The organism is Microbacterium sp. SA156 (genome assembly GCF_049065455.1).
Lineage (GTDB): Bacteria > Actinomycetota > Actinomycetes > Actinomycetales > Microbacteriaceae > Microbacterium > Microbacterium barkeri.
On record NZ_JBAKGU010000003.1, the window covers coordinates 73,384 to 87,059 of the forward strand.

A 13,676-nucleotide genomic window follows, 5' to 3' on the forward strand; every position below is an offset into this window, starting at 1 on the left:
CCGTCGTGCGGCGGATCCGCGCGGCCGGGCGCGCGCCTAGGGTGGTCACGACGACGACCGGGGAGGTCCCATGTCCCGATGGATGCGCGCGGCGGTCGCGACCGCCATCCTCGCCCTGACCGCGCTCGGCGGCGCGACCGCCGCGCAGGCCGTTTCCCTCGACGACGGCGACCTCGTCGTCGAGGACACCGCCGGCCGCCTCTACCTGCCGCAGCTCGAGGACGCGCTCGACGAGATCGACTTCTACGCGCCCACCACCGTCGCGATCTACACCTACGAGGGCGAGGCCTCCGATGAGATGAACGAGCGCGTCCTCGCGTACGCGCGCGAGAGCCATCCCGAGTGGATCACCGACAACGGCCAGAAGTGGGCCGACGGGCTGTTCCTCCTCGCCCTCGACCCCGAGGGCCGACAGGTCGGGACGTACTTCGGCGAGGACCGCGCCGTGTCGCTCGACGACCAGGCGGCCATCCAGGACGCGACGAAGGACGCGTTCCGCGCGGGCGACTGGACGGGCGGGGTGATCGACGGCGTCGAGGCCGCCGCAGGGATCATCGAGCGCCCGTGGTACGCCTCGCCCGCCGTCATCGTCACAGGCTGGGTGGGCGGGGGCGCGGCTGTGGGCGCGTGGCTCATCGCCCTCGGCGTCCGCGCGAGCCGCCGTGAGAAGGTCGCGACGGCGCTCACGCGCGGCGGCGAGCATCTCACCCGCGTGACGATGGACCTCGACACGACCGAGCTCGCGGCGCGCACGCTGCCGTCGGACTCGCCGTACGCGCAGCGGCTCGACCAGCGCTTCCACGACTTCTCGGCCCGCTACCACCGCGCCCTCGAGGAGCAGCGACGCATCGAGGCGCTCACGAAGAAGGAGCGCTCGCGCGCCGAAGCCGTGGAGGCCGCGCGCCGGTTCGCCGACGAGACGGCCGAGATGGACTTCGTCGACGACGCGATCGTGCACGCCGCGGCGCTCCTCACGAAGTCGCACACGTGGGAGCGCGCGTGGGCGGCGCAGGTCGATCCGGTGCGCGAGGACCTCGCGGGGATCACGGCGCTCGTGGAGGACCCCGCGGCCGCGGAGCTCGCGACCGCTCACGCGCTCACGGCCTTCCGGGCGGAGGCCGAGGCCGAGCTCGAGCGGCTCGGCGCCGGGCTGCGCGCAGGCTCCCTCAAGCCGGGCGATGCGCTCGCCGCGCTGGAGGCGCTGCGCGCGCGGCTCTCGGACCTGCTCGCCGATCACTCGCGCGCCCTCATCGCGGCGTTCGCGCAGGCCGACTCCGAGCGCGAGGCGATGGAGGCCGAGCTCGAGCGCGAGCGCCAGACGAACCGCGCCCGCACGGGCTCGATCCTCGACACGGTGTCGACGCCGGGGCAGTACTGGAGCCCCGTGGCCTTGAGCGCCGGCTACTCGGCCGGCGTCACGCAGGTCGAGAGCGACCGCAGCGCCGCGTCGTCGTCCTCGTTCTCGAGCGGCGGCAGCGCGACCGGGTACGGCTCGAGCGGCGGGAGCTTCTCGGGCTCCGGCAGCTCGTCCCGGTTCTGAGCGCGGGGGTCGCACGCGCCAGAGCAGGAGAATCCGTCCGCAGCAGGATGGATTCGGCGACGACGTCCTGCTGCCGCGCGATTCTCCTGCGCTCGGCGGGGGCGCGGGGCGCGGGGGCGGCGGTGGCGCGGCGCAGGGCGGCGGTGGCGCGGTGGCGCAGTGGCGCGGGGCGCTACTTCGCCTCCGGCTCGTCCTCGTCGGGGAGGAGCACGGGGCGGTCGATCGTCTTCGTCACATCGGCCGGGTCGACCACGAGGAGCAGCATCGCGACGACGAGCAGCACGACGATGAAGACGATGCCCGCGATGATCGAGGCGACCGTCCACGCCTGGGAGATGACCTCGATGGGCTGCTGCGTGAACGCCCCCATCGACATGGCGCCCACGAGCAGCGCGAACACGGCCGACCCGAAGGCGATCGCGAGCAGCTGGACAGGGCGCATGAGCGCGCGTCGGGTGGGCTTGTCGGTCACGGACGGTCCTCCGAGGTGCGGGGGTCGCCCCCGCTGATGGGTGCTGCGGTCTCCGCCGACGCGGCGGACGGCGACGCGGGCGAGAACCCGGCGATCGCGAGGAACACCGCGACGATCGCCGCGTAGCCCCCGAAGAGGCCGACCGCGATGATCTCGCCGGTGAGGGTGAAGGTGCGTCCGGCGTCCTCGATGAAGTAGTCGAGCGCGTATCCCGAGGGCACGAGCAGCGTCGCCGCGCCGATGACGAGGGTCAGCACGCCGATCGTGAGGGTGTCGCGCGCGATGACCCTCTCCCCTCGGCGGCGCTGGGCGACGCCGAGGCCGGTCTCGAGCGCTCCTGCGACGAGCGCCCACACGGGGATGACGACGAAGTAGAGAGCGGGGCCGCGCAGGCTCGTGATGCCCGCGGCCATGCCGGCGAAGAGGTGCGCGAAGGCCAGCAGGGCGGGCAGGACGCGCTGCCCCGCGGGCGTGACCATCCAGGTGCCGAGCCCCAGCACGACGGCGGTCGCGATCGCCCACCCGCTGAAGACCGAGAGCCCGACCGCGGCCGAGTGATCGGGCGAGAAGGTCACCATGAGGGCCGCCAGCGCCGCGATGAGCGCGCGCAGCAGCTGGACGTGGCGCGTGCTCGGGGCGAACGGCTGACGTGCGGGCATGGTGATGGGACCTCGTGCGTGCGAAGGGACACGTCCAGTCTAGGGAACCCGCCCCTGGGAACGGCCCGTCACGCGAGGGAGGGGCTCGGGCGCTCCCCTCCCTCGCGCGACGATCAGACGCGCGCCACCGGGTTCGGCATCTCGCCGGCGTACAGCAGCGACTCCGCCTGGTTGGCGAGGTCGACCATCTGGAGCGTGTTGCGCAGCTGGAGGCGGTTGAGACACGAGTGCGCGAAGGACCCGGCCCTCAGGTCGACGTCGCCCGCGAGCCCGCGCGCGAGGTCGGGGTGGTCGCCCTCGTAGCGGTCGAGGCACTCGGCCACGAGCCGCCAGAACGCGGCGGCGGGCAGCACGCCGTCGACGTCGAGGATGGCCGACAGGTGCCGCAGGACGCCGTCGAACACGTCGGTGAAGATCGCGAGGGCCTTCTCGCTCCCCGGCGCCTCGGCGCGGATGCGCTCGACCTCCGGCGGCAGGCCGCGCGGACCGAGCACGGCGACCTCCTCGCCGATGTCCTTCATGAACGCGCGCGCGACGGTGTGCTCGCGCAGCACGAGGATGAGGTTCTCGCCGTGCGGCATGAACGCGAGATCGTGGCCGAGCACGCCGTGCACGAGCGGCCGCAGGTACGCGTGGAGGTAGGCCCGCAGCCACTCCTCGGGCGATCGACCCGACGCCCGGATGAGGGTCGTCGCGTAGGCGGAGCCCTCGTGATCGCGGTGGAGCAGGGCGGCCATCGTGACGAGGCGCTCCCCCGGGCCGATGAGCGGCACGGGACTCTCCCGCCACAGCGCCGCGAGCATCTTCCGGTGGGGGCTCGGGGTCGGCGTGCGGTGGTAGACGTCGCCCGTGTACCCGATCGCCGCACGCTCGCGCAGCACGGCGAAGCCGGCCTCCGCGAAGGTCGCGTCCGACGCGACGGTGTCGGCGACCCAGTCGTTGATCGCGGGGGTGTCGCGCATGTACGCGGGCGAGAGGCCGCGCAGGAAGCCCATGTTCTGGATGGCCAGGGCCACCTTCACATAGGGAGCGCCGGGTCGCGTGAGGTTGAGGAACGTCCGGATGGACTGCTGCGCCTGGTACTCGTCGGCGCTCCGCCCGAGGAGGACGAGGTGACCGCGCGCGACGTCCGCGGCGAAGGTGACCGGGAGGCGGTGCTCGGCCTGCCAAGGGTGGAGCGGGAGGAAATGGAAGCCCGCGGGGTCGTGCCCCGCGTCGGCGAGGCGCTCCGCGAAGGCGCGCCGCTCGTCGGCCGTGAGCGCCTGCTCGAGGTGCGTCGCCTCGTCGAGACCGCGCCCGAGCGACAGGTGCGTGTGCTCGCGGGCCGCCGCGACCCACACGAGGCGCGTGCGGCGGCCGTTCTCGGGCGCGAACGCGCTCCAGTCCGCGTGGGAGAACCCGATGCGCCCGTTGTTCGCGAGGAACCCCGGATGCCCTTCCGTCATCGCCGCCTCCGTCTCGGGGAAGCTCGCCTCGAGCAGGCCCTCGGCGGTGGGCGCCGCGCCCTCGAGAGCGCGCAGACGCTTGCCGGCCGCGCTCGCGAGCGTCGACGAGAGCTCCTCGAGATACACCGACAGGAGCTGATCGGGGATGCCCAGGCGCGGCTGGAGCTCGAGGATCAGGTCGAGCACGTCGAGCTCGAGCTCGGCGCCGTCGCGCTCGCGCCGCATGCTCGCGGGGTCGATCGCCCAGTGCTCGAGGGGGAGCAGGCGGGCGCGGAAGGTGTAGCGCACGTCGCCCTCGGCCACCTCCCACCGCCCGTCCGCGAGCGGCGTCGGCGCGATGAGCCGCTCGTGGGAGAGCTCCGAGAGCGCCTTCACGACGAGGTGCCGATGCGCGTGCGCCGCCAGGTCGGCGGTGAGGTGCGGCAGCGGCGAGCGCTCCCCCGCCCAGCCGGCGCCCAGCGGGCTCGCCGAGAAGTCGTCGCGCGTGCAGACGCTGAGCGCGGCGCGCTTGACCCGCCCCTCCGCGAGGAGGTCGACCTCCCCGAGCACCCGGAAGCCCGCTGCGGCGTTCTTCGCGAGGATCGGCTCGTTGCGCACGTCGGGCTCGACGACGACCCGGCTCCGGCCGAGTCCGCCCTCCTGCGGCGTGCCGAGGCAGAAGCGCATCACCCCGCGCATGACGGCCGACGTGAAGCCCGTCGTCGGGTCGCCCGCAGGCGGCGCGATGAGGAGATGCATGCCGATGTCGCCGGGCTCGGCGCGGAACACGTCCGGCGGGAGCAGCGTATCGGGCTCGTAGGTCTCGACGTAGAACGCGGCCTCCCCGTCGACGCGCCCGAGCCATCCCCCGTGCCTCGCGTCATCCGCGATCGTCTCGAGGTACGCGCGGACCTGCGCGACGTCGAGGTCCGCCATCTCCCAGAAGCGCGAGCGCGGGTGCGCGAGCCACCGCTGCAGGCGCGCAGCATCGCGCGCGGGATCGATCGGCTCGATCTCGACGGCGAGCCGGGCGGAGACAGCCGTCGCGCTCATCGCGCCGCCTCCTCGAGCACGCGCGCCGCGCCATCCGTCGCCGCGCCGTCACCGGGGACGCCGAAGGTCTGGAAGGCGATCCTCCGCTCGATCGGGTACGGCTCACGGCCCGTGATGGCGGCGAGCACGACCGACGCCCGCCAGGGCCCGAAGCCGAGGTCGGGCGCCGTCACGCCGTGCGTGTGCTCCTCGCCGCCGACGACGTGGATGCGCTCGGCGTCGTCGACGGCGTACGTCCGCGCGACGTCGAGGCGGCCGCGGCGATCCCTGCGCACGCGATGCGCGACCGGGTCGAGGAAGTCGGGGACCTCGGCGCGGTAGCCGGTCGCGGCGACCACGGCCCTCGTGCGGTGCTCGTGCGTCCGATCGAGCTGCGCGTGGCGCAGGGTGAGCACGTGCTCGCCCGTCTCGACGTCATGGCGCGCGTCGACGACCTCGGTGTCGGTGAGCAGCGTCGACGGCACCGTGCCGTCCGCGCTCGACAGCCGGTAGAGGGTGTCGTAGATCTCGTCGACGAGGTCCGCGCTGATGCCCTTGTAGAGCCCGCGCTGCTCGCGGCCGAGACGCTCGCGCAGCTCCTCGGGAAGGGAGCGGTAGTGGTCGGTGTACTCGGGCGACGTCATCTCGAGCGTGAGCTTGGTGTACTCCATCGGGAAGAACCGCGGCGAGCGCGTGACCCAGTCCACCCGCCCCTCGCGCGCCTCGAGCAGGTCGCGGTAGACCTCGGCGGCGGACTGCCCGCTGCCGACGACCGTCACCGCGCCGCTCGCGAGGAGCGCTGCGCGGTTCGGGAGGTACTCGGCGGAGTGGACGACCGGGCCTGCGCCCGCGCCGGACAGCCCCTGGAGAGCCGGCGGCAGCACGGGCCGCGTGCCGACGGCCAGGACGACGTGCCGCGCGAGATGCTCCTCGATGCCGCGCACCCCGCCATCCGGCCCGCGCACCTCGGCGCGGACGCGGAGCAGGTCTCCGGCCTCCTCCACGGCGACGACACAGCGGCGCCAGCGCAGCGTCGGCAGCTGCGCCGCGACCCAGCGGCAGTAGGCGTCGTACTCCGACCGCAGCGGATAGAAGGACTCGCGGATGTAGAACGGGTAGAGCCGCCCCGTCGCCTTCAGGAACGCGAGGAACGAGTACGGCGAGGTCGGGTCGGCCATCGTCACGAGGTCGGCGAGGAACGGCACCTGGATGGTCGCGCCGTCGATCATCATGCCCGGATGCCACCGGAAGCCGTCGGCCTGGTCGAGGAAGAGGGCATCGACGTCGGGCAGCGGCTGCGCGAGGGCGGCGAGCCCGAGTCCGAACGGGCCGATGCCGATCCCGACGAGATCGCGGACCGCGCTCATCGGCCGTCCTCCTCGGCGAGGCGCGGGAGGCGCGGATGGACGTCGCGGCACGGCGGATCGTCGCGCGTCGCGAGCGCGTCGCCCGCGAGGAGCCCGTGCGCCGTCGCGCGCACGAGGTCGAGCACGGCCTCGATGTCCGCCAGGGTGGCGTCGGGGTTCAGCAGCGTCAGCTTGAGACACGGGACGCCGTCGATGACCGTCCGGGCGACCATGGCGCGGCCCGACTGGAAGAGCACGCGGCGCACGAGCGGGACGAGCCGGTCCGCGGTCGCGTCGTCGACGCCATCCGGCTGGTAGCGGAACAGCACCGTGCTGAGATCGGTCGTGCCGACCGGGCGCAGCTCGGGGTCGGCGTCGAGGCGCTCGCGCACACGGCGGGCCAGCGCGCAGACGTCGTCGAACATCCGCCCCACCCGGTCGGGGCCCAGCGCGCGCAGGGTCGTCCACAGCTTGAGCGCGTCGAAGCGCCGCGTGGTCTGCAGCGAGCGGTCGACCTGGTTCGGGTCGGCGTCGTCGGCCCGCGCCTCCTCGGCGGGGTTCAGGTAGTCGGCGTGCCATGCGGCGGCGAGGAGGTCGGTCGCCTCGCGCACGATGAGCGCGCTCGAGGACACGGGCTGGAAGAACGTCTTGTGGAAGTCGACCGTGACCGAGCTCGCACGCTCGATCCCGTCCAGCAGCCCGCGCCGTGTGGGCGACACGAGCAGGCCCCCGCCGTATGCCGCGTCGACGTGCAGCCACACGCCGTATGCGTCACAGAGACCGGCCGCCGGACGGATGGGGTCGACGATGCCGCGGTCGGTCGTGCCCGCGGTGACGACGACGGCCATGACGACCCCGCCCGCGCCGGTCGTCTCCGCGAGCGCCCGCGCGAGCGCCGCGGGATCCATCCGCCCGTCCGCGTCGACCCCGACCGGCACGACCGCGTCGGCCGAGAGCCCGAGAAGGTGCGCGGACCGGGCGACGGAGAAGTGACTCGCGGCGGTCGTGAGCACGCGCAGCCGCGCCATCGCGCGTCCGCGGTCGTCGACCCCGCGCAGCGCCTTCTCCCGCGCGAGGAAGAGCGCCTGCAGGTTCGACTGCGTGCCGCCGGAGGTGAAGATCCCGTCGCCGTCGGCGAATCCGATCCGCTCCGCCGTCCAGGCGACGAGGCGCCGCTCCATGAGCGTCGCGACGAGCGACTGGTCGTACGTGTCGACCGAGGTGTTGATCGCCGCGAGCATCGCCTCGGCGGCGACGGCCGGGAGGACGACCGGGCAGTTGAGGTGCGCGGCGTAGGCCGGGTGGTGGAACCAGACCGCGTGCTGCGCGTAGAGCTCGTCGGCCTCGCGGAGGGCCGCCGCGCTGCCGATGCCGTCGTCGTCGAGCGCGACGGCATCGACGAGCGCCTCGAGCTCCCGCCGCTCGGCGCCCGAGCACGGGGCGGTCGTCGTCCGGAACCGCGCCGCGACGGCGTCGACGACGCCGTGCACGAGCCGCGCGTACTCGTCCGCGGTCCGATCCGTCAGCAGCGCGGTCGCACCGGCTGTCTCCCCCGCGGCGCTCCCGCTCGTCTCCGGCAGAACTCGTGCCATTCGCGTGATCCTCCATGCCTGTCTTGTACTTAGGGTTGGCTAACCTAAGGCACGGTAGCGGATCCGGCGAGTCGCCGCTGCACGGATGCCCGGAGAGGCGCTGAGAGAATGGAGGGCATGACGCCCCAGAGGGAAGAACTGATCGACCACGCCTGCCTCATCGTCGACGGCCCCGACCAGTCGGGAGTGGTGGCCGCGATCGCCGCGCTCATCGCGCGCAACCAGGGCAACATCGTGTCGCTCGATCAGCACTCGACCGACCCCGAGGGCGGGAAGTTCTTCCAGCGCGTCGTGTTCCACCGCCCCAACTTCCCGGTCGCGAAGGACGAGATCGAGGCCGATCTCACCGCGACGCTCGCGCCGCTCGGCATGAACTGGACGCTCAACGATCTGTCGATCCCGAAGCGGATGGCCATCCTCGCCTCCAAGGACGACCACTGCCTGCTCGACCTGCTCTGGCGCCATCGTCGCGGCGAGCTGCCGGTGAGCATCCCGATGGTCATCGCGAACCACACGACGACCGCCGAGGACGTCCGCTCGTTCGGCGTGCCGTTCTTCCACGTGCCGTCGCAGGCGGGGCCGGACAAGTCGCAGTCCGAGGCCGAGATCGTCCGGCTGCTGAAGGGCAACGTCGACTTCGTCGTGCTCGCCCGGTACATGCAGATCCTCTCGAGCGACTTCCTCGAGCAGGTCGGCGTGCCGGTGATCAACATCCACCACTCGTTCCTGCCGGCGTTCATCGGGGCGAACCCGTACCGCAAGGCGAAGGAGCGCGGCGTCAAGCTCATCGGCGCGACGAGCCACTACGTCACGGAGGACCTCGACGAGGGTCCGATCATCGAGCAGGACGTCGTGCGGGTCACGCACGCCGATTCGGCCGACGACCTCCGCCGCCGCGGAGCCGACGTCGAGCGCGCGGTCCTCTCGCGCGCCGTGCTCTGGCACGCCCAGGACCGGGTCATCCGCCACGGCAACCACACCATCGTGTTCTGACCCTCTGACCCCCGGGTCTTCTGCCCCCTCTGCATGTCTCACTCGCCGCGGGAATCCCGCCGCCATTCCCGCGGCGAGTGAGACACGGTGAGCTCTCTGCTCCGACCTGGGCGGGCCGATAGCATCGGGCTGGACACGAAGGAGACCCATGCGCGCGCTCATCGCCACCGGAACGGGCCGCTACGCCGACCCCTGGCATCCGTACACGAAGACCAGCCCGCTCATCGCGGATGTCCTGCGCGACGCGGGCTTCGACGTCGAGATCGACGAGGACGTCGACGGCGCGATGACCCGGCTCGAGGGCGTCGACCTGCTCGTCGTGAACGCGGGCGACCCGTGGCGATCCGAGACGACCGAGCCGCTCCCCGGGGCCTCCGTCGACGGCCTGCACGCCGCGCTCGAGCGCGGGATCGGCGTCATCGCCGTGCACGCGGCGCTCTCCTCGCTGCGCGACTACCCCGACTGGCCGGGCGCGATCGGCGGGATGTGGGTGCCGGGCATCTCGTGGCATCCGCCCCTCGACCGCGTGCGCATCGCGGGCGACGCGCTGCCCGACGGCACGCGGATCGACGACTTCGACGTCGAGGACGAGCGCTACACGCGTCTGCAGGCCTTCGGCGAGCGGATGGTCGTGGCGCGGCACGAGACGGAGGGCGAGAGCCAGCCGACCGCGTGGGTGCGCGCGCACGGCGCGTCGCGGGTCGCCGTCGACGCGCTCGGCCACGACGAGCGGTCGTGGGCCTCGGATGGCCACCGCGCGCTCTTCGCGCAGCTCGCGCGCTGGGTGACATCCCGCGTCTGACGCGACTCGGCCGCCTGTCAAGACCCTGCCGCCTGTCAAGACCCGGGTGGCGCAGAGGGGCCGCGGCTAGCGTGGGGTCATGACGTCTCCGTACGACTCCCGGCCCTGGCTGTCCGCGTATCCGCCGGAGGTGCCGCACGAGATCGGCGAGGTCACCCAGACCCTCGTCGACATGATGGACGCGAGCGTCGCCGCCTTCGGACGCCGGACCGCGCTCGAGTTCTTCGGCGCCGAGACGAGCTACCGCGAGCTCGGCGAGCAGATCGAGCGCGCGGCCGAGGGCCTCCGTCGTCTCGGCGTGCGACGCGGAGACCGCGTCGCGATCGTCCTGCCGAACTGCCCGCAGCACGTGGTCGCGTTCTACGCGCTGCTGCGTCTGGGAGCCATCGTCGTCGAGCACAACCCGCTGTACACCGCGCGTGAGCTGCGTCATCAGTTCGAGGACCACGGCGCGCGCTTCGCGATCGTGTGGGACAGGGTGCACGACACCGTGGCGGGGTTCCCCGACGACGTGCGCGTCGAGGGCATCGTGAGCGTCGATCTGACGCGAGCGCTCCCGTTCGCGATGCGGCTGGGCCTCCGCCTTCCCCTCCCGTCGGCACGCGCCGCCCGCGCGAAGCTCACGCGGCGGCCATCCGCCCGCCGGGTGACGACCTGGGAGTCGATCGTCGGCGCGCGACGCCTGTCGCGGAGGACGCCCCGCCCCGCGCTCAACGACATCGCGCTCCTGCAGTACACGAGCGGCACGACCGGCTCGCCGAAGGGCGCCATGCTCACGCACCGGAACCTCCGCGCGAACGCGATGCAGGGCGAGGCGTGGGTGCCAGGGCTCCGACCGGGTGCGGAGACGTTCTACGGGGTCCTCCCCCTGTTCCACGCGTACGGCATGACGCTCTGCCTCACCTTCGCGATGAGCATCGGCGCGCGCCTCGTGCTCTTCCCGACGTTCGACGTCGACCTCGTCACGAAGGCCGCGCGCACGAGCCCGCCGACGTTCCTGCCGGCGGTTCCGCCGATCTACGACCGCCTCGCGCGCGCGGCCGCGCAGGGCGCGATCGACCTCCGCCCGATCCGCTTCGCCATCTCGGGCGCGATGAGCCTGCCGACGGCGACCGTCCGCCGCTGGGAGGAGATCAGCGGCGGCGTGCTCGTCGAGGGCTACGGCATGACCGAGTCCTCCCCCGTCGCGCTCGGCACCCCGATGGGACCCACGCGCCGCCCCGGGACGGTCGGCGTCCCGTTCCCGAGCACCGACATCCGCGTCGTCGACCCCGACGACCCGACGAAGGACCTGCCTCCGGGCCAGGCGGGCGAGCTGCTCCTGCGCGGGCCACAGGTGTTCTCGGGCTACTGGCAGCGCCCCGCCGAGACGCGCGCGGCGCTGCTCGAGGGCGGATGGCTGCGCACGGGCGACATCGCGACGGTCTCACCCGACGGGTTCGTGACGATCGTCGACCGGCTCAAGGAGCTCATCATCACGGGCGGGTTCAACGTCTCGCCGAGCGAGGTCGAGGAGACGCTCCTGTCGCATCCCGACGTCGTCGACGCAGCGGTCGTGTCGCTCCCGCGCGGGCAGGGCGGGGAGTCCGTGGGCGCATCGGTCGTGCTCCGCGAGGGCGCGGCCGCGGAGCCCGAGGCGCTGCGCGACTTCTGCCGCATGCACCTCGCCGCCTACAAGGTGCCGCGGCGCATCGACGTCGTCGACGAGCTGCCGCGCTCACTCGTCGGCAAGGTCCTGCGACGCGAGGTGCGCGAGCGGATGGTCGGAGCGCGCCCGTAGCGCACCTCCGGAACGCGACAGGGGCTCGGCCGAAGCCGAGCCCCTGTCGCATTCCGAGGTCGTCAGACCTCCGCCCTGCGCCCTTCGTCGTCGCGCTCCTCGTCGCGCTCGTCCTCGGGAAGGCGGTCGCCGCCCGGCGCGGCCGAGCCCCCGAGATCGGGCTCGCTCTCGTCGGAGACGATCGGCATCGCCTCGGTCTTGGCGTAGAGCTCCGTGAACTCCTCGTCCACGACCGGCTCCACCCACGCGAGGTCGTCGCTCGAGTGGTCGTACGGAGCGGGGACGAGCGCGAAGTCGTCGCCGTACTCCTCGAGACCCGTGCGCACGCTGTGACGGACGGCGCGCTCGGCGTACTCGTCGCGGAGGATGAGCGGGTCGCGGTGCAGGTCCTTCATGAACGCCACCATCATGAGCGCCATGATGACGGCGAACGGCAGCGCGGCGATGATCGTCACGTTCTGGAGCGCGGTCAGGCCGCTCCCCTCCTCGCCCGACACGAGGAGAATGGCCGCGATGACGCCGACGAGGGCGCCCCAGACGATCGTCACCCAGCGCGTCGGCTCGGGGTTGCCGCGCTGCGACAGCGTTCCCATCACGAGGGATGCGGAATCGGCGCCGGTCACGAAGAAGATCGCGACGAGCACCGCGAGGATGACCGTCGTCACGCCCGCGAGAGGGAGGTTGCCGAGCACGCCGAAGAGCACGCTCTCGGGCGGCGAGACCTCGAGCCCGGCGCCGTTCATCTGCTGGTCGATCGCGGTCGTCCCGAAGATCGCGAACCAGATGAACGAGATGACCGACGGCACCACGACGACGACCGACACGAACTGGCGCAGCGTGCGGCCGCGCGAGATCTTCGCGATGAACATGCCCACGAAGGGCGACCACGAGATCCACCAGGCCCAGTAGAAGATCGTCCAGCCCGAGAGGAACGCCTGCACCTCGGGCCCCTGCGAGCCCGAGCGCGCGGCCATCGTCGTGAAGTCGGTGAGGAACTGCGCGGCGACCGACGGGATGATGTTGATGATGAGCATCGTCGGGCCGACGAAGAAGACGAAGAACGCCAGGAGCAGCGCGACGACGGCGTTGATGTTCGAGAGCGCGCGGATGCCGCGCGAGACGCCCGACACCGCCGAAGCGATGAAGGCCGCCGTGAGCACCGCGATCACGCCGATGAGGAGGCCGTTGCCGACCTCGCCGATGCCCGAGATGAGCTCGACGCCGTGGCCGATCTGCAGCGCGCCGAGGCCCAGCGACGCGGCCGTGCCGAACAGCGTGACGATGATCGCGAAGACGTCGATCGTGCGTCCGACCGGACCCGTCGTCCGCCGCTCGCCGAGGAGCGGCGCGAAGATCGACGAGATGAGGGGCGTGCGCCCGCGGCGATACGCGCCGTACGCGATCGCGCCGCCGACGAGCGCGTAGAACGACCAGGCCTGCGGGCCCCAGTGGTAGAGCACCTGGGTCAGGGCGGTGTGCATCGCCTCGACGGTGCCCGCCTCCGCCGTGTTCGGAGGCGGCGACTCGAAGAAGGTCAGCGGCTCGGCTGCGCCCCAGAAGACGAGGCCGATGCCCATCCCGGCGGCGAAGAGCATCGAGATCCAGGAGAAGACCGAGAACTCGGGCTCCTCGTCATCGCGCCCCAGCCGGATGCGGCCGAACCGGCTGAAGCCGATGTACAGCATGAAGGCCAGGACCACCGTCGCGATGACGGTGAAGAACACCCCGACGTACTCGATCACCCACGAGAGCACGCTCGAGGCGGTGCCCGCGAGGTTGTCTCCTGCCGCAACGCCCCAGACGATGAACGCGATCGTGACGACGATCGCCGCACCGAAGACGACCCGGTCCGTCCGGAAATCACGGCCGGTCTGCTCGACCCCGATGCCGGGGATGAGCGCCGGGTGGACTCCCTGCGGTGCCGGGTCGGCGATGTCACGGACGATTCTCTTCGCCGCGTCGGCGGGCCCCGATGGCTTCAGGGGCGCGCTCTGCTCACGGCGGCTCTTCTCAGTTCCGCTCATTCGCTCCATCCT

General features: G+C 72.5%; 10 protein-coding genes. 4 read left to right on the top strand and 6 right to left on the bottom strand.

The genetic code is table 11. The features are described from left to right. Positions 1–70: 70 nt before the first annotated feature. Positions 71–1,540 carry a DUF5129 domain-containing protein gene (locus ACOWU6_RS03915; RefSeq protein WP_421074786.1) on the top strand — a complete coding sequence of 490 codons (1,470 nt, stop codon included), beginning with the start codon at positions 71–73 and terminating at the stop codon, positions 1,538–1,540. A gap of 172 nt (positions 1,541–1,712) precedes the next feature. Here the strand turns inward: ACOWU6_RS03915 and ACOWU6_RS03920 are convergent, their stop codons facing one another. The 5 genes from ACOWU6_RS03920 to ACOWU6_RS03940 all read right to left on the bottom strand — a co-directional run bounded on the left by ACOWU6_RS03920 (position 1,713) and on the right by ACOWU6_RS03940 (position 8,065). After that, positions 1,713–2,012, bottom strand: a complete 300-nt coding sequence (locus ACOWU6_RS03920; RefSeq protein WP_271172605.1) for an amino acid transporter — start codon at positions 2,010–2,012, stop codon at positions 1,713–1,715. Further along, positions 2,009–2,671 carry an acyl-CoA synthetase gene (locus ACOWU6_RS03925; protein WP_421074787.1) on the bottom strand — a complete coding sequence of 221 codons (663 nt, stop codon included), beginning with the start codon at positions 2,669–2,671 and terminating at the stop codon, positions 2,009–2,011. The genes ACOWU6_RS03920 and ACOWU6_RS03925 overlap by 4 nt, the downstream gene beginning before the upstream one ends. Positions 2,672–2,784: 113 nt before the next feature. Continuing rightward, positions 2,785–5,148 (bottom strand): GNAT family N-acetyltransferase, encoded by a 2,364-nt coding sequence (locus ACOWU6_RS03930; RefSeq protein ID WP_421074788.1) that lies wholly within the window; start codon positions 5,146–5,148, stop codon positions 2,785–2,787. Then, positions 5,145–6,494: a lysine N(6)-hydroxylase/L-ornithine N(5)-oxygenase family protein gene (locus tag ACOWU6_RS03935; protein WP_421074789.1), complete on the bottom strand. Its 1,350-nt coding sequence runs from the start codon at positions 6,492–6,494 to the stop codon at positions 5,145–5,147. Before ACOWU6_RS03935 ends, ACOWU6_RS03930 begins: the two co-directional genes overlap by 4 nt. Then, a complete protein-coding gene (locus tag ACOWU6_RS03940) occupies positions 6,491–8,065 on the bottom strand; it encodes a pyridoxal phosphate-dependent decarboxylase family protein (protein ID WP_421074790.1) in 1,575 nt (524 codons plus the stop codon). The genes ACOWU6_RS03935 and ACOWU6_RS03940 overlap by 4 nt, the downstream gene beginning before the upstream one ends. Before the next feature lie 117 nt (positions 8,066–8,182). On the opposite strand from ACOWU6_RS03940, the gene purU reads away from it, so the two are divergent. The 3 genes from purU to ACOWU6_RS03955 all read left to right on the top strand — a co-directional run bounded on the left by purU (position 8,183) and on the right by ACOWU6_RS03955 (position 11,640). Then, positions 8,183–9,058, top strand: coding sequence for a formyltetrahydrofolate deformylase (purU, locus tag ACOWU6_RS03945; RefSeq protein WP_271172600.1), 876 nt, complete (start codon positions 8,183–8,185; stop codon positions 9,056–9,058). Between the two features lie 148 nt (positions 9,059–9,206). Further along, complete coding sequence (locus ACOWU6_RS03950) at positions 9,207–9,860, top strand: ThuA domain-containing protein (RefSeq protein ID WP_421074791.1); 654 nt, start codon at positions 9,207–9,209, stop codon at positions 9,858–9,860. A gap of 79 nt (positions 9,861–9,939) precedes the next feature. Beyond that, positions 9,940–11,640 carry a long-chain-fatty-acid--CoA ligase gene (locus ACOWU6_RS03955; RefSeq protein WP_421074792.1) on the top strand — a complete coding sequence of 567 codons (1,701 nt, stop codon included), beginning with the start codon at positions 9,940–9,942 and terminating at the stop codon, positions 11,638–11,640. 62 nt (positions 11,641–11,702) lie between these two features. On the opposite strand, the gene ACOWU6_RS03960 is transcribed toward ACOWU6_RS03955, so the two are convergent. Further along, positions 11,703–13,664: a BCCT family transporter gene (locus ACOWU6_RS03960; RefSeq protein ID WP_421074793.1), complete on the bottom strand. Its 1,962-nt coding sequence runs from the start codon at positions 13,662–13,664 to the stop codon at positions 11,703–11,705. Positions 13,665–13,676: the final 12 nt, after the last annotated feature.

Coding starts and splice junctions, on each gene's coding strand:
- ACOWU6_RS03915 (WP_421074786.1), top strand. CDS start 71: ATGTCCCGATGGATGCGCGCGGCGGTCGCGACCGCCATCCTCGCCCTG.
- ACOWU6_RS03925 (WP_421074787.1), bottom strand. CDS start 2,671: ATGCCCGCACGTCAGCCGTTCGCCCCGAGCACGCGCCACGTCCAGCTG.
- ACOWU6_RS03930 (WP_421074788.1), bottom strand. CDS start 5,148: ATGAGCGCGACGGCTGTCTCCGCCCGGCTCGCCGTCGAGATCGAGCCG.
- ACOWU6_RS03935 (WP_421074789.1), bottom strand. CDS start 6,494: ATGAGCGCGGTCCGCGATCTCGTCGGGATCGGCATCGGCCCGTTCGGA.
- ACOWU6_RS03940 (WP_421074790.1), bottom strand. CDS start 8,065: ATGGCACGAGTTCTGCCGGAGACGAGCGGGAGCGCCGCGGGGGAGACA.
- purU (WP_271172600.1), top strand. CDS start 8,183: ATGACGCCCCAGAGGGAAGAACTGATCGACCACGCCTGCCTCATCGTC.
- ACOWU6_RS03950 (WP_421074791.1), top strand. CDS start 9,207: ATGCGCGCGCTCATCGCCACCGGAACGGGCCGCTACGCCGACCCCTGG.
- ACOWU6_RS03955 (WP_421074792.1), top strand. CDS start 9,940: ATGACGTCTCCGTACGACTCCCGGCCCTGGCTGTCCGCGTATCCGCCG.
- ACOWU6_RS03960 (WP_421074793.1), bottom strand. CDS start 13,664: ATGAGCGGAACTGAGAAGAGCCGCCGTGAGCAGAGCGCGCCCCTGAAG.